At 59.2% G+C, this 14,047-nt stretch carries 17 protein-coding genes; 9 read left to right on the forward strand and 8 right to left on the reverse strand.

Annotated features, from left to right (window positions below):
- Window positions 1–146: 146 nt before the first annotated feature.
- The gene (locus tag IEW73_RS00825) at window positions 147–797 is read right to left on the reverse strand and encodes a biliverdin-producing heme oxygenase (protein WP_188669766.1); all 651 of its coding nucleotides are present in this window, start codon (window positions 795–797) and stop codon (window positions 147–149) included.
- A 76-nt stretch (window positions 798–873) separates the two neighbouring features.
- Here IEW73_RS00825 and IEW73_RS00830 point away from each other — a divergent pair, with 76 nt between their 5' ends.
- On the forward strand, window positions 874–1,215 hold the full coding sequence (locus IEW73_RS00830) for a neocarzinostatin apoprotein domain-containing protein (RefSeq protein WP_188669768.1): 342 nt from the start codon (window positions 874–876) through the stop codon (window positions 1,213–1,215).
- Here the strand turns inward: IEW73_RS00830 and IEW73_RS00835 are convergent.
- Window positions 1,212–1,781 (reverse strand): NADPH-dependent FMN reductase, encoded by a 570-nt coding sequence (locus IEW73_RS00835; protein WP_188669770.1) that lies wholly within the window; start codon window positions 1,779–1,781, stop codon window positions 1,212–1,214. The genes IEW73_RS00830 and IEW73_RS00835 overlap by 4 nt on opposite strands.
- Window positions 1,782–1,972: 191 nt before the next feature.
- Here IEW73_RS00835 and IEW73_RS00840 point away from each other — a divergent pair, with 191 nt between their 5' ends.
- A complete protein-coding gene (locus IEW73_RS00840) occupies window positions 1,973–3,661 on the forward strand; it encodes an NAD(P)/FAD-dependent oxidoreductase (protein WP_188669772.1) in 1,689 nt (562 codons plus the stop codon).
- On the forward strand, window positions 3,658–5,112 hold the full coding sequence (locus IEW73_RS00845; protein ID WP_188669774.1) for an ATP-binding protein: 1,455 nt from the start codon (window positions 3,658–3,660) through the stop codon (window positions 5,110–5,112). The genes IEW73_RS00840 and IEW73_RS00845 overlap by 4 nt, the downstream gene beginning before the upstream one ends.
- Here IEW73_RS00845 and IEW73_RS00850 read toward each other — a convergent pair.
- From IEW73_RS00850 to IEW73_RS00860, 3 genes are all read right to left on the reverse strand, one after another.
- Window positions 5,109–5,648, reverse strand: coding sequence for a Clp protease N-terminal domain-containing protein (locus IEW73_RS00850; RefSeq protein ID WP_188669776.1), 540 nt, complete (start codon window positions 5,646–5,648; stop codon window positions 5,109–5,111). The genes IEW73_RS00845 and IEW73_RS00850 overlap by 4 nt on opposite strands.
- A gap of 5 nt (window positions 5,649–5,653) precedes the next feature.
- On the reverse strand, window positions 5,654–5,854 hold the full coding sequence (locus tag IEW73_RS00855) for an HTH domain-containing protein (protein ID WP_206050436.1): 201 nt from the start codon (window positions 5,852–5,854) through the stop codon (window positions 5,654–5,656).
- Between the two features lie 129 nt (window positions 5,855–5,983).
- A complete protein-coding gene (locus tag IEW73_RS00860; protein ID WP_229675626.1) occupies window positions 5,984–7,030 on the reverse strand; it encodes an HNH endonuclease in 1,047 nt (348 codons plus the stop codon).
- Between the two features lie 153 nt (window positions 7,031–7,183).
- Between IEW73_RS00860 and IEW73_RS00865 the strand changes: the two genes are divergently transcribed.
- The 5 genes from IEW73_RS00865 (at window position 7,184) to IEW73_RS00885 (ending at window position 10,790) form a co-directional block, all read left to right on the forward strand.
- Window positions 7,184–8,041 carry a type IV toxin-antitoxin system AbiEi family antitoxin gene (locus IEW73_RS00865; protein WP_229675627.1) on the forward strand — a complete coding sequence of 286 codons (858 nt, stop codon included), beginning with the start codon at window positions 7,184–7,186 and terminating at the stop codon, window positions 8,039–8,041.
- Between the two features lie 139 nt (window positions 8,042–8,180).
- Entirely contained in the window at window positions 8,181–8,477 is a 297-nt protein-coding gene (locus IEW73_RS00870) for a hypothetical protein (protein ID WP_188669780.1), read from the forward strand.
- On the forward strand, window positions 8,474–9,667 hold the full coding sequence (locus tag IEW73_RS00875; RefSeq protein WP_188669782.1) for a putative T7SS-secreted protein: 1,194 nt from the start codon (window positions 8,474–8,476) through the stop codon (window positions 9,665–9,667). Before IEW73_RS00870 ends, IEW73_RS00875 begins: the two co-directional genes overlap by 4 nt.
- A complete protein-coding gene (locus IEW73_RS00880) occupies window positions 9,667–10,164 on the forward strand; it encodes a hypothetical protein (protein ID WP_188669784.1) in 498 nt (165 codons plus the stop codon). Before IEW73_RS00875 ends, IEW73_RS00880 begins: the two co-directional genes overlap by 1 nt.
- Window positions 10,161–10,790, forward strand: a complete 630-nt coding sequence (locus IEW73_RS00885; RefSeq protein WP_188669786.1) for a hypothetical protein — start codon at window positions 10,161–10,163, stop codon at window positions 10,788–10,790. Before IEW73_RS00880 ends, IEW73_RS00885 begins: the two co-directional genes overlap by 4 nt.
- A gap of 8 nt (window positions 10,791–10,798) precedes the next feature.
- Here IEW73_RS00885 and IEW73_RS00890 read toward each other — a convergent pair whose 3' ends face one another.
- The 3 genes from IEW73_RS00890 to IEW73_RS00900 all read right to left on the reverse strand — a co-directional run bounded on the left by IEW73_RS00890 (window position 10,799) and on the right by IEW73_RS00900 (window position 12,939).
- Window positions 10,799–11,692 carry a hypothetical protein gene (locus IEW73_RS00890; protein ID WP_188669788.1) on the reverse strand — a complete coding sequence of 298 codons (894 nt, stop codon included), beginning with the start codon at window positions 11,690–11,692 and terminating at the stop codon, window positions 10,799–10,801.
- 207 nt (window positions 11,693–11,899) lie between these two features.
- Window positions 11,900–12,289 carry an ArsR/SmtB family transcription factor gene (locus tag IEW73_RS00895; RefSeq protein WP_188669790.1) on the reverse strand — a complete coding sequence of 130 codons (390 nt, stop codon included), beginning with the start codon at window positions 12,287–12,289 and terminating at the stop codon, window positions 11,900–11,902.
- Window positions 12,289–12,939: an SRPBCC family protein gene (locus IEW73_RS00900; protein ID WP_188669792.1), complete on the reverse strand. Its 651-nt coding sequence runs from the start codon at window positions 12,937–12,939 to the stop codon at window positions 12,289–12,291. The genes IEW73_RS00895 and IEW73_RS00900 overlap by 1 nt, the downstream gene beginning before the upstream one ends.
- Before the next feature lie 350 nt (window positions 12,940–13,289).
- Between IEW73_RS00900 and IEW73_RS00905 the strand changes: the two genes are divergently transcribed.
- Window positions 13,290–13,853, forward strand: coding sequence for a hypothetical protein (locus tag IEW73_RS00905; protein ID WP_188669794.1), 564 nt, complete (start codon window positions 13,290–13,292; stop codon window positions 13,851–13,853).
- The last annotated feature ends 194 nt before the right edge of the window (window positions 13,854–14,047 follow it).

A 14,047-nucleotide genomic window follows, 5' to 3' on the forward strand; every position in this document is an offset into this window, starting at 1 on the left:
TTCGTGAATCGTGCCGCGGACGGTTCGTTGACTGGGGACGGTTCGTTGACTGGGGACGGTCGATGTTGCGGTGCTGCAAGCCGTTAGAGCCGTCGCTACCAGGACAGCGGTTAGGAGTCTCGTGGGCCGCGCGGTGAGTGACATCGTCACTGGGTTTGCCCAAGTTCCACGAACAATGCTCGGTTGTGAGCGAACCCAAGGTTTGCCTCGGCGATGATGAGTTCCTGTTCAGCGTCAGTCAGTTGGATGGTGTCGAGGTGGCGGCGGTAGGCATCCTTGAACGGCTTTGCGTTGGGGATGGCGTCGAAGCGGAAAAATCGCACTCCGTCGGTAGTGAAGCCGTAGGCGCGTTCAACTGCCCGGCGCATGATCTGCCCGCCGGAGAGGTCGCCGAGGTAGCGCAGATAGTGGTGGGCAATGAAACCGGCGGCGGAATCAACAGACGCCTCGGTGATCCTGTTGGCATATTCGGTCGTCGCAGGCAGCGGATTAATGCGCAATTCCCAGTCCGGTCCGTCGATGTAGGCCAGGTCACGGCTGAGTTCAGGGACGCGCAGAAGCCCGTCATCAAGGAACGGCACCACCGTCGGGTCGGTAGCGCGTAACCGACCGCTTTGCTCAAGCGCGGTGTAGATGACGAACAACTGGCGCAGGAAACGCGCATAGTCCGGCAAGGGGAGCGTGCCGTGGGTGAGGGCGTCGATGAATGGAGACCCTTCTGCGTCGCGGTGCGCTGCGGCGGTGCGAGACCGCAACCGCGCTGCAAAACCCAAATCTGAAGTCGACGCCTGTGCCATGTACCATCACCACCCTTTCTAACTGCTATAGGTTAGCCTAACCTCCAGTGCGTATTCTGGCGAGAACTGGGGAGACATGAAAACACAACACTGCCTCGCTGTCGCGCTCACCACCACTGTCGCTACCCTCACCATCGGTTCAGCCGTAGCGACCGCCGAACCAACTCTCGCAGTCGAGCCATCAACAGGCCTTACGACAGGCGACTCAGGCACCGTCACCGGTTCCGGCTTTGACCCAGAAGCTGGCTACTACCTCTCCACGTGTGTCTTCGGCACCTCTGGACCATCAGGACCCGAATGCGCAGGAAGTCCAAGTGAACGTGGCACATCAACTTGGGTAACCGACAACCCCCCGCGTAGCACTTGTCATCGGCGCAGCAGCGTTCGTCATCGTCCACCGACGCGGAAACTAAACTAGCTCCTGCGCGGTAGCACCGTCAGGACGCGTTCGATATGGTCCCGAAACTCAACCATGAAATCGCTCAAAAACTTCTCTGTTGATTCGTTGGTCACGGCCCCGTCCTCAGTGATGAGTCCTGGTTTCAACGAAATGTAACCTTCGGGCGCTGTCATTTGGCGCGCATTGCAGTAGGACAACACGGCGCGAAGCGCCTGCTGCGCGAGCGCTGTCCCAATCGCGCCTGGTGTTGCACCGATTACTGCGGCCGGGATGTGATCGAAAGAGTTCTGCCCCCAGGGACGGCTGGCCCAATCGATCGCATTCTTCAATGCGCCCGGAATCGACCGGTTGTACTCGGGCGTCACAAAAAGAATTGCGTCAACCTGGGCTATGGCCCGCTTCAGCGCTTGGCCTTCTGGCGGGTAATCAGCGTCAAAGTCTGGCGAATACAGCGGCAGGTCTTTGATCGGGATTTCGACGAAATCAAGGTCAGCAGGGGCGAGGCGAATCAAAGCCTTCGCGAGCGTACGGTTGATGGACGTGGACGACAAACTCCCAACAAAATAGCCGACGGTAAACGCCATAATCTCCTGCTCTCACTGTAGGTCTGTTGCGTCAAGGCTATTGCGCGTGCCTCCACTCCGCGGCGACTTTGCTCAATGCCGACGGCAGAACTGTCGAACCAATTCGGTGAACTCATCTGGGCGTTCAAGATTGCTGACGTGTCCGCGACAACAGCAGGATTGATTCGGCTGCGGTCGGCATACTGGTAGCCATGACCCAACCGAGCGGCCCCAGTGCACCGCCCGCGCAGCTAAAACCTGTCATCCTGAGCGTCGATGACGACCCTGGTGTGTCGCGCGCGGTTGTCCGTGACCTGCGGCGGCGCTTCGGTGAGGACTACCGCATCATGCGAGCGCAGTCCGGTAAAGACGCGTTGGAGGCGTTGCGCGAAACGAAACTACGAGGACAGCCCGTCGCCGTACTGATCGCGGACTTCCGCATGCCAGAAATGGACGGGCTTGAATTCCTCGAACAAGCAATGGATCTCCATCCGCAAGCTCGTCGGGTCTTGCTTACTGCCTATGCGGATACCAACGCCGCCATCGACGCAATCAACGTGGTCGACCTCGACTACTACTTGCTTAAGCCGTGGGATCCTCCCGAAGAGAAGCTGTACCCCGTAATCGACGCCCAACTCGATGCCTGGCTGACGACCGAGCACCGGTCAGTGCCGGAGGCGAAGATTGTCGGGCATCGCTGGTCCGCGCGGTCGGCGCAGGTTCGGGACTTCCTGGCGCGCAACCAGTTGCCGTACCGCTGGTACATGTCCGACGAACCCGAAGGAATGCGGCTGCTCGACGCAGCCGGTGCAGACGAGGAACACTTACCCGTCGTCGTCACCGCCACAGGCGAGGTGCTGATCAATCCGACGGACACACAGCTCGCTGACCACGTGGGCTTAAGTACCACCCCCGAATGCGACTTCTATGACCTCATCGTCGTCGGCGGGGGACCTGCCGGGCTTGGCGCCGCCGTGTATGGCGCCTCGGAGGGCCTCCGCACGGTACTCGTGGAACGCACCGCTACCGGCGGCCAAGCAGGACAAAGTTCCCGAATCGAAAACTACCTGGGTTTCCCTGATGGCGTATCCGGTGCCCAACTCGCCGACCGAGCCCGTCGTCAAGCGGCGAAGTTCGGGGCGGAAATCGTCACCACCCGTGACGTGATCGGACTCGACGCTCGTGGGGCCGCCAAAGTTGTCCGGTTCGCCGATGGCGGGGAACTCGCGGCACACACAGTGATCGTCGCAACAGGTGTCGCCTACCGGCAGCATCCGGCACCGCAAGTCGCCGAATTCACCGGCCGCGGCGTGCACTACGGCTCGGCGATGAGTGAGGCACCGCGCTGCGCAAACGAAGACGTCTACATCGTTGGTGGCGCGAACTCAGCTGGGCAAGCCGCCGTTTATCTGTCTCGCAGCGCAAAATCAGTCACCATCGTCGTTCGTGCACCGTCGCTGGAAAAGTCGATGTCGCACTACCTGATTAAACAGATTCAGGCGATCAGCAACATCACTGTGCGGACAGGCTGCGAGGTCGTCGACGTCGCCGGTGACGACCGCCTCGAGCGCATCACCCTGCGTTCCGGCGGTCACGACGAAGATGTTGACGCTGGATGGCTTTTCCTCTTCATCGGTGCAGAACCACGAACCGAATGGCTCGATGGCGTCGTCGAGCGCGACAGTCGAGGTTTTGTGCTCGCCGGGCCAGACCTGTCAATCGACGGTGCGAAACCAAAAGGGTGGACCCTCGACCGCGAACCCCATTACCTCGAAACCAGCGTCCCAGGCATATTCGTCGCTGGGGACGTTCGGTCAGAATCGGCGAAACGAGTCGCCTCCGCAGTAGGAGAAGGAGCCATGGCCGTCATGCTCGTCCACAGATACCTGGCAAAGCCATGAGCAACCGCACGCCCTGCGACAGGGCGGAACTCAAAACCCTATTTCTGTTCGAGAAACTCGACGACGAACAACTCGACTGGCTCTGCCGCGACGGCCACATCGAAACCTTCGACGTCGGCCCAGTCGTCCGCGAAGGCGACCCCGCAACCTGCTTCTACGTCCTCATCGAAGGCGAGATCGCGCTCCGCAAAATGTCGGGTGGACAGGAAATCGAAACCGTCCGAAGCGCCCACCGCGGCGCCTACTCGGGTGCCTGGTCATCGTTCCTAGGCGACCGTGTGGAACAGACCTACCAAGCATCGATGTACGTCACCAAACCAGCACGATTCTTCGTCCTCGACGCGGGCACGTTCTCGCGGATGATGCAGCAATGGTTCCCCATGGCCGTGCACCTACTCGAAGGTGTGTTCTTCGGCGGTCAAAACACGCGCCGAATCATCGGACAACGCGAACGACTACTCGCGCTCGGATCACTGTCGGCTGGCCTCACACACGAACTCAACAACCCAGCCGCCGCAGCAGTACGCGCCACCTCAGCGCTACGCGACCGCGTCGCAGGAATGCGCCACAAACTCGGAACGATCGCAAAGAGTGAGGTCGACCCCGCAGCCCTCGACATCCTCATCACCCTGCAAGAAGAAGCCGTAGCACTCGCGGCAAAAGCACCCACCCTCACACCCATGGAGGAAGCCGACCGCGAAGACGAACTCGGCGACTGGTTCGACGACCACGACATCTCAGGCGGCTGGGACCTTGCACCCACCTTCGTGCAAGCCGGAATCACAGTTGACTGGCTCGACAAAGTGGAAGCAACCACCGGGGAGCACGCGGGCGACGCAACCATGCTCGAAGGTGCCTTGCGGTGGCTGAACTACACCATCGAAACTGAACTACTCCTCAACGAGATCGCCGACTCCACCAACCGAATCACCTCGCTTGTCGGCGCAGCGAAACAGTACTCCCAAATGGACCGGGCACCCTTCCAAGTCGTTGACGTGCACGAACTTCTCGACAGCACCCTCATCATGCTCGGCGGCAAAATCGGCGACGGCATCACCGTGGTGAAAGACTACGACCGTGACCTGCCCAAACTGCCTTGCTACGCGGCCGAACTCAACCAGGTGTGGACCAATCTCATCGACAACGCCGCCGCAGCAATGGGCGAACACGGCACATTGACCGTGCGGACGTACAGGGAAAACGACTATTTAGTTGTAGTAATCATTGACTCCGGGCCAGGCATACCCCCAGAGATTGAAAGCCGGATCTTCGAACCCTTCTTCACCACCAAACCCGTCGGCGAAGGAACCGGGCTCGGCCTCGACATCTCATTCCGCATCGTCGTCAACAAACACCGCGGCGACATCCGCGTCGAATCCGTACCGGGCGATACCCGGTTCATCGTCAGGCTGCCGCTCACCGCACCCGAGATCGACGACGACGAATCCTAGGCGGCGGGTTCGTCGAGCATTTCGTGAAGCCGTTGTCGAAGTTGGCTGCGCGGCACGATTGCTTCGATCGCTGCAAGTACCTCGGCGTCGTCGCTCCGGATGATGCCGAGCAGTACGTGTTCTGCGCCGATAGTGCGGTCCTTACGTGCAATTGCTTCGCGCAACGCCAGCTCCAGCGACTTTTTGGCGCCAGTGCTGAACGGTATGTGTCCGGTGCGGAAGCGTTTGCGGATAGGGCGGCGGATGTCGAAACCGAATCGCTTATTTATGGTGTCGGCGATTGTGTTGAGGTCAATCCCTACTTCGCGCAATGCTTCAGTCTCGCCGGTCGTGAACACTGTGTCTTTGGCGTTTTCGCGAATCGAATCGGCGCTGACACCGAGTGCAGAGAGGGCGGTGCTGGTATCGGCATCCAGAGATCCGAGCACGCCGAGGATGAGGTGGGTGGGGGTGATGCGATCGGCTCCGGCGTCTCTTGCCTCCTCTTGTGAGAGGACGACACCGGCGCGGGCTGATCGTGAAAAGCGTTCGAACATGGCTGCTACTTCCCGTATTTTTTGTGCACGGCTTGTCGGCTGACTCCGAGCCGCTGGGCGATTTCGTTCCAGGACCATCCGTGTGTCCGTGCATTGCTGACATGAACTGCCTCGAGTTGGTCGGCGAGTTTTCGCAACGCAACAACGGCTTGTAGTCCGACGGCCGGGTCTCCTGCCGCGACCGAATCTTCCAGTGGTGAGGTCATACAAGTCAATCTAGGTTGACGCCCAGCGGTTGTCAACCTAGATTGACGCTTTGGTTTTTCTGGTTCGCATGTGCTGAAAAATACATCGAAAAGTGTGTGTTGGGTGATGCATTTTTCTGCACATGTGGTTCAGGCGCCGAAGGGGGAATAGCTGCCGCGCCCGACCCACAGCGGTACCCCTGGCGGAAGACCGTTGTAAATCCCCGCACTAGCCTTCTGCGTCCTTGTAAGCAGTACGGGCACGCGTGTGTGTTCACTGATGCTGGCGAGATCTGTCTTGTCGCGCGCCAGTGCCCGATCCGTGTGCTCGCGGATGGGTAGCGTCGCGGATTTGTCGAGGTTGCACCGTGCATCAGCGGCGACATAGTTCGCAATCCCGTCGAGGGGAACCTTCGAGAACGGGATGACGTGATCGATGTGGAGAGTCTTAGGGAGCTTCGTGTCGCAGTAGAAGCAGCGGTTGTTTTGAAGATCGCGGAGATGCGGGCCGACGACGGCAAGGCTCGACCGATCACTGCCAAAGAGGAACCCTGCGAGGTCGTCGGTTTCGAGCTCATGGCGGTTCCAACGCACGACGTCATCTGTCCACATGATTTCGATGACAGGACGTATCAGGCCAGCTAACTCGCGCATCGCATGCGCGACCCCAGGTTTAAGGACGATCATCCATCCGATGGCATCGAGTTCAGCGCTCGTCATCTTGTTGCTGAACGCGCTGGAATCGAAGATGAAATCGGTTGTGCCTGTGAATGATTTGGCATTCGGCGTTTGCAGGTAGGTGAGAGGGTTATGGATGAGTTTCCGCTGAACCTTGTTGACGAGCGAGAAATAGTCTGGGTCGCCGACTTCGCGAGCAGCTTCGGGGGTGTGCAGCTTCTTGGCCTGAAGGATGGGCCGCGTGTGGGCGATGAATGCAGGGATCGCTGCCTTTTGGGATGACTGATGCAGGATTCCATGTTCCGCGTAGGGGCGCACCTGTCGCCAGTAATAGCCGATGACGCGGTGGGTGAGTTCGCTGATCGGAATCGCGAATGTCGCCTCGGGGCCCACTTCGTTCTCGACACAAACGTCGATCATCGCCATGAGTGTCGCGAGTTTGTAGGTAGACACCCTCCGCCCGGTTTCGAGGAGCGCCACCAGGCGTTGCGCAAACTCGAGGGGTGCTTGGTGATCCACATGATCAGCATAAGGGGCGGTGTTTCAGCATGTGCAGAAGAATGCAGCGGAACCGCGGCTCCCGATCATGCATTTCTCTGCACATGCGAACCGGGAACTGTGACGTGGTCGACCAAGTGAATCCCGCGGGCCCGCGTGTGCGTCACCACAGATGTGCAACCGTTCAAACCCAGCCAACGAGGTGTCACTCGCGGCGAACTCGCCCGCTATCGGCGCCTACTCAGCGGTGTTTACGTCGATCCCCAGCATGAGGTCACCCCGCTGCTGAAGGCGCGGGCTGCGTGGGTGTGGGCTGATGGCAAGTGCGTACTGTCGGGCGTTTCCGCCGCAGCAGTCCACGGCACCCGATACCTTCCTAACGGCGCACCTGAGATCGTGTACCGCAAAGCAGCGGCCGTAACGGGATTGGCGGTCCATCGAGATCGTCTGCGGCGAAGCGACATTACGGTGAAACGCCAAATGCGCGTCACCACGCCAGCACGCACAGCATTCGATCTGGCGCGGCGCCAACCACTTTACAAAGCTGTCGCGATGGTCGACGCGCTGTATCAGGCGACCTATCTCACCCCGAAACGACTAGCGAAGTTCGCCGCCGACAATGGTGGCCACCGTGGGATTCGGGCATTGCGCAGTGTAATCGAGCTGTCCGATGACGGCGCTGAATCGCCGCGGGAAACGTATCTGCGGCTGCTCATCATCCAGGCGGGCTTCCCGCGACCGGTTACCCAGCATGTGGTGTGTGACGCGTCCGGAACCTTTCTCGGGCGCGCCGACTTGGCCTGGCCGGAGTGGAAAGTCGCAGTCGAGTATGAAGGCGCGCACCATTTCACCGATTCGCGACAGGCTCGGCGGGATGCGCTTCGGTCGAACGCGTTTATGCGCTCGGGGTGGCGTGTTATTCGGGTGCTGAACGAGTCGACTCAACACCCGTCGACGCTGGTGGCGCACATCGACGAAACGCTCCGGGCTGCGGGGTGGTCCGGCTTAACGCATGTGCAGAAGAATGCATGATCCTCGGCGGGCTAGGTGATGCATTTCTCTGCACGTGCGACGAGAGCAAACATTCTCGACGCGAGGTGGAACCAAACCGGTGCGTCGGTGCGTCGTACTTATCTGACGTCTAGTACGACGACGCCTATAGGGGGATGGGATGAACGAGCTCGAAGTGTCTTCACAAGAACTCCAGCGCATCGGGGGGATTCTTGGCGAGGTTGCGTCGACCATGGCGCAGGCCAGTCGCGAACTGGGGCGCGCCAGGGTGTTCGACCTGGGCTCACACACGCTGGCGTCGGCTGCACAGAACTTCCACGAGCGGTGGGAACACGGCGTCACCGAGCTGAGCAAGGCAAGCGACCTCATGAGCGAGGGAATCAGCAAAACAGCCAAGTTGTATGCCGCAGCCGAACGAGCCCACACCGGAATGTACAGACCAGGCGGTGACCGGTGACAGTTCTCAGCGACAGTTTTGAGAGCCGTCTCGGGACTATGACTGGATTCTCCACCATCAGTCCGAGGACAGCTGATTTTTCTGCCCTTAGGTTCGACCCGGCACCAGGCAGCCTGCCCGATGTCGAGGCGCTTGCCGACCAGTTCGAATTGGTTGCGCGCCAGCTCGACGATGCACACCACTCCTTGCGCAACATCCAGGTAGGCAATGGCACCTGGACCGGAGAGGCTGCCAACCATTTCGCAACGGCGATTACCGAGTTCATGCCGCTGGTTGGCATGGGTGCGGAATCGTTCACGGATGCGTCCCGCGCATTGCGGGACTGGGCCACATTGCTGGCCACTTTTCAGGACAAAGCAGCGAGGCTCGAAGCAGAAGCGAAGGCTGCACTTCGCGTAGTGGTAGCCGCAGAAGCCAACCCGGACCTACATATCACGGTGGGCGATCTTGCAGCTGTGGACCGGCATCGGCAGGCGCGGCAGCAACTCGACAGTGCAAATGAGGTGCTGGAGCACATTCGCTGGCAGGCTCGCCAATTACTCCAAGAACACCAGCGCACAGCTGACGACATCGCGCGACGTCTCGATGCCGCGGCAGACAAGGCGCCGGACGGACCTCGATGGCTCGAACGCTTCGCGCAGGCATTCCACAATGTGCTGGAAGCGCTCCTCGATCTCGGCGAACTCGGTTGGGAATTCATCGAGGAAAATGCCGAACTCATCGGTGCGATCTCGGCGGTAATGGGTGAACTCAGCAGCTACCTCGGCATGACCGCAGCAGTCCTCGCCGTGATGCCATTCGGTTTTACCCAAGCCGCCGCGGCGGTGATCGGACCAGCCGCACTAGGCCTAGGAGTGGCGGCGACGATCGGGTCTGCGGTCGCAGCGACAGCAGGCGCCGACAACACCGATTGGAGTGATGTCGCAATGAATGGAGCAGGGCTGATCCCGTTCGGCCAAATTGCAGGTAAGGCTGCCCCGGCGCTGGGACTCGCTGGAAGTGGGGCTGTTCTGAGCGATGTAGTCGATATTCTTCACACCCCCGTGCTCTATCACGTGGACGCTGCGCGAACTGGAACTCTTCATGAGATGAATCCAAGCCCAATCGTCCACGGCGCTGAACGGATCAAAAACAGTGTGCTCGACCTCGGTGACGAAATCAGCGCATCACAGGAAAGCAGGAGCAACTGATGGGTGGAGCCATATTGGCATTCTTGGTGGTGTTCGGCCTAGTCAATTTTGTGGTTTGGTACGTGGCTTGGACTGCGGTTCACGTTTCGAGTTTGCTGAAGGGGCGGCGTATGACTGTCGAGCAACAGACTGCCCGCTTCATTGAGCTTCTCGATGGGCGTGACGAGGTGTACATCTCCATGTACGAAATGAAGATCCCCAAGCGCGACTACACCAAAATCGCCGAGCAACATGGCTACCAATGGGTGGGCTGGACACGCCAATTTACCTGTCTTGTCATATATCGCATCGACCCAGCCCTGACATTTGTTCGGCGTGAGCTAGTACGAACTAACCGCAAGCGAGTCATCGGAAAGAACTGGATATACCACAAAGCTGATCGACTCCTGCCTAGCGCTTGTCATCGCGACCGTTCTGTCCGAGCACCAAAACCACCGCAACATGAGTCGTACTTGCAGTACACGACCACAGACGTTAGCAAGGGGTCCCTTCGATGATCGGGCTGTCGGTCCCGCCGGGGACTGTTGCTATTCCATTGGATGCGGACGAATCTGAACGTCAAACAGGTGCGAAAGCGCTGCTGGCGAATCTTCCGGCTGGGCATGAATTTGCGGGGGATCGCGCGGCGGAAACCGCCATCGCGGATCTCGGCGGCACACTCCGAGACTCAGGAATCACGTACGCAGCAGTGCTCAGCAAACCAGGCGAGACACCCGAGAAATGCGCCATGCTCATCGTCGCGTATTCCGAGCTGAATCGCAGCGCAGGTTCGAACGACGGTCGCGGGGCTGCTGTCGATGCGATCCGCAGCATCTGTGCAGTGAAGCATCCGCAGGCCCAGGTCGATGTTGTGCCGCTGGCGAATGGTCGGGCCGTCCGGGTGCTGAGGGGCCAGAAAGTCGCAGTGCCACCATCGATTACGTCGCTCGACGACACTGTGGAAGCTGAGTCACGGTCCGTCCAATACCTTGTGCCGTCGCCTGAGGCTTCGTCGCTTATCACTATTGAGGTGACCACGGGAAGCGTGGACCTGTGGCCGTATTTCTCTGAGCAAGCTGCCCAAATCGCGGGCCGAATCAAGTTCGGTGGTCAGGCCTTACAGCCCAGAACGCTCAACCTGTAGGGGGGGATCTAACAAGCGATGAGTTCTGCCGGGTCGCTGGTGGTGTCGAGCCAGCGTCCGTATGCGTTACCTCCGAGTCGACGCACTGTGGAGCAGATTTGGGCGTGTGTGTTTCCGGCGGGGAAGTACACCGCGTAGATGGGGTTGCCGTTGAAGGACTGACGCAGTGATGGGCAGGCTTGGTCGGTCCGCAGGTAGCGCGCACCTGAGTGTTGATTGAGTGCGTTTTGCACTTCGTTTGCGTACCGGCCGGGGGTGGTGGCGCTATACACCACGGCGATCCCGCTACCGTCACACGCAGGCCTTGTCATGGGTGTTGTGAGTCCGAGGTCGCCGGAATCAGACGTCGCGGATGGTGCCGCGTTGTGGCAATCGTAAAGTGCGCTGCCGGGCCAGTTGGTGCTCATCCATTGCTGGAGGCCATGAGGCGCGGTAGTGCAAAACCGTTCGTGAACCGCATGATCGGGAACGCCTTCGAGGAACCAGTATGTCCAGTCGTCGTTGTATTCGAAGACCGCTGGTATGGCTTGGCGATCATCGAAACTGACTGAGGCTCCGACCCATCGCCCAGTGCAGTAGTGATTGTGCAGTCGGATTTGTTGGGTTGGGGCTGTGGGGAAGGCGGCTTGCGTTGTGTTGTTGATGGTGTCGTGAGCTGTGGCGGCAGTGAAGCTATCGCACGGGCCTTGTGCGATCTGTGAATCGTGATCTGCTTCGTCGGCATCTGCATCACCAGAGTTCCCGTCATGGATGGTGACCTCAAACTCTGATTCACTTGGATCCTCGTCGTGATTAGCCGTTGTCCTATCAGCCGTGTCGAAAGGGTTCGGGAGCTCTTGAGCGGCGGAACACCCGGTGGTTACGAGGGAAAGCGCGGCGATCAGTACGGTCATTCGTCTCATAGCAACTCATTCGTTTGGCCTAGATGAATGCGACGCATAATCGTACAAGGTTATCGCAGGTCAAACATGTCGGTCGAACGGCGGACCCGGAACTTCACTCGTGCCCTCGGTGCGCCCGCGTTGTCACATGTGCAGAAAAATGCATCGCAAAACTCGATGACTCTGCTGCATTTCTCTGCACATGGCGAACACCGTTTCGCTCACTACTTAGGCCCCCAGTGCGTCTGCCTCACCCGACGCGCTGCCCCGACGCTCCCTCTTGCCGCGGGCGATTTCGGTGGCCAATGCGTCGAGTGGTTGGCTGAACTGTTCAAGCGGGTCGGTGAGGGTAGCGAGCCAGTGTTGGGCAGCGGCGATTCCGGCTGGATCAATTGCGTAGAACCTTCGGTTGCCTTCGGCGCGGACACTCACGAGCTCAGCCTCGCGGAGTACGCGAAGGTGCTGCGAAACTGCGGGCTGCGAGATTGTGGCGTGACGTTGCATTTCCGAAACGAGGGTCCCTGCGGAGTGTTCGCCGGTGCCCAACGCGGCGAGAATTGCCCGGCGCACGGAGTCGCTTAGCGCCGCGAACACTGTCTCGACGTGCTGGTCTTTCATTAGTCGTGCGATTCGTCTTCGGGCATGGTTGTGTAGAAGGCGATGGTGCGTTCGGCGGCTGCGCGCGCTTGATCGGGGTCGTCGCCGTCGGCAATCGCGGCGTCGGCCCACCATGTGGCGGAGGCTTTGACGAATTCGATACCGACGGGTGAGGTGGAGAACGCGATTGCCTCGTTGGGGTCAACAGATTTGCCGCTGCTGAGGTGCAATCCGAGACCCATTAGTGCGAGGTCCCATCCTGCTCCGCCTGCGCCGGGTCCGTATTGTGCCCAGAACTCTGGATCCTCGGGCGCTTCGTGCGAAAGTTCGAGGGCTGTGCCGTTGCTGTTGGGGGAGAGGCGTACGCGCACCCATGAGATTTGGTCTCCCATCTCCCATGTGATGGCGAACGATTCGGGTTTGTTGCATTGCTCGACGACGCCGCCGGCGTTTCCTTCTAGCTGGTAGTGGCCACCGACGGTGAGGTCGCCGGTGATCGGAAGAAACCAGCGGGGTAGGCGTTCGGCGTTTGTTAACGCGTCCCATAGGTCTGACTGGTCGGTCGAGTAGGTTCGGCGCGCAACGATAATTCTGGTGGGGGCGCCATCTCGGGTGCCTGTGTGTACTTCGCGGGCGACGAGTCCGGCGATGGCGGTGGGATTCGAGATCATTGTCAGCTCCCTCTTGGTATGTCTATCTATATTAGCTGTCACTTATATAGTCCGCTAGGTCTAACGCGAAGTTTCCTCACTTGCGTCAGCGTCGCTGGTGGCGCTCTGAATCCAGCTTTTGTAATACGCACAACGGAAAATCGTGAAATGCAGGTATTGCAAGATGCGGTAATAAATTCGCGACCAGCGAAACCGGCAGAAATGCAGGCAGGCCTCAGGCCTTGGGCCCAAAAGCTAGTTGTCGGAGTTTTCCTAAAAGTCCGGTTTACGCGCACGAATCCCGTTAGTCTTGCAACCGAATCTGTGGCCAAAGTGTCGACTGAACAATGCATGATAAGGAAGGTTGTCGAATGTCCATTCGAAGGTTTGGGGTAGTCGTCGCGGCGAGTGCATTGTTCTACGGAGCATCGTTTGGTGTTGCGAGCGCAGGCCATAACGGAGCCGACGTTGAGTTTGTTGCGTCCGGTGATTGCGGTGAGACGACTTTCACTGCGGGCGTGATTGACGCAGCAGGTACCCACAAGGTCAACAACATGGTTCTAGTTGTGCACGCTGATGGCGAGACTCAGAATCAGGTGATCCCCGTTGATGGCACCACAACGTCGATTACTGTTGGGCCCTTTACATCTCCATCAGCTGGAACCGAAACGATTCACTGGCGCGTATTCGGTGGCGGAGAGCGGGACTACGACGACCCTTCCTGGAATGGGTACGGCGAAGCGGGCTTCACTGATGACATCAATGCGTACGCCGAAGACAACGGCTGGGGTTGGGTTGTGGCTGGTCCGGACGATGACAACCCGTTCACTATCTGGAGCACCGTTGACGTCGAGAGTTGTGCAGGTGGCGCTGAGGAATGCGCTGGAATGCCCATTGATCTCGGGTCGATTCAATTCTGTCTCCCAGCATTCTGATAGCAATGTGGGGTATATAGGGGACTGAACAGTCCGCTGTAATCCCGACTTTCCGCAAAATAAGCGAGAAATGAATCCCGGCCGCAATAATGCGAGCCGGGATTCATTTGTGAAACACATAGTTGCAGGTCCGCGAAACGTACAACTCGCGTGAAATTATTCCCAGGTGGGTCTGCAAGGTGAACGGTTCGCGA

The organism is Hoyosella rhizosphaerae (genome assembly GCF_014643175.1).
Classification (GTDB): domain Bacteria; phylum Actinomycetota; class Actinomycetes; order Mycobacteriales; family Mycobacteriaceae; genus Lolliginicoccus; species Lolliginicoccus rhizosphaerae.

Coding starts and splice junctions, on each gene's coding strand:
- IEW73_RS00825 (WP_188669766.1), bottom strand. CDS start 797: ATGGCACAGGCGTCGACTTCAGATTTGGGTTTTGCAGCGCGGTTGCGG.
- IEW73_RS00830 (WP_188669768.1), top strand. CDS start 874: ATGAAAACACAACACTGCCTCGCTGTCGCGCTCACCACCACTGTCGCT.
- IEW73_RS00835 (WP_188669770.1), bottom strand. CDS start 1,781: ATGGCGTTTACCGTCGGCTATTTTGTTGGGAGTTTGTCGTCCACGTCC.
- IEW73_RS00840 (WP_188669772.1), top strand. CDS start 1,973: ATGACCCAACCGAGCGGCCCCAGTGCACCGCCCGCGCAGCTAAAACCT.
- IEW73_RS00845 (WP_188669774.1), top strand. CDS start 3,658: ATGAGCAACCGCACGCCCTGCGACAGGGCGGAACTCAAAACCCTATTT.
- IEW73_RS00850 (WP_188669776.1), bottom strand. CDS start 5,648: ATGTTCGAACGCTTTTCACGATCAGCCCGCGCCGGTGTCGTCCTCTCA.
- IEW73_RS00855 (WP_206050436.1), bottom strand. CDS start 5,854: ATGACCTCACCACTGGAAGATTCGGTCGCGGCAGGAGACCCGGCCGTC.
- IEW73_RS00870 (WP_188669780.1), top strand. CDS start 8,181: ATGAACGAGCTCGAAGTGTCTTCACAAGAACTCCAGCGCATCGGGGGG.
- IEW73_RS00880 (WP_188669784.1), top strand. CDS start 9,667: ATGGGTGGAGCCATATTGGCATTCTTGGTGGTGTTCGGCCTAGTCAAT.
- IEW73_RS00885 (WP_188669786.1), top strand. CDS start 10,161: ATGATCGGGCTGTCGGTCCCGCCGGGGACTGTTGCTATTCCATTGGAT.
- IEW73_RS00890 (WP_188669788.1), bottom strand. CDS start 11,692: ATGAGACGAATGACCGTACTGATCGCCGCGCTTTCCCTCGTAACCACC.
- IEW73_RS00895 (WP_188669790.1), bottom strand. CDS start 12,289: ATGAAAGACCAGCACGTCGAGACAGTGTTCGCGGCGCTAAGCGACTCC.
- IEW73_RS00900 (WP_188669792.1), bottom strand. CDS start 12,939: ATGATCTCGAATCCCACCGCCATCGCCGGACTCGTCGCCCGCGAAGTA.
- IEW73_RS00905 (WP_188669794.1), top strand. CDS start 13,290: ATGTCCATTCGAAGGTTTGGGGTAGTCGTCGCGGCGAGTGCATTGTTC.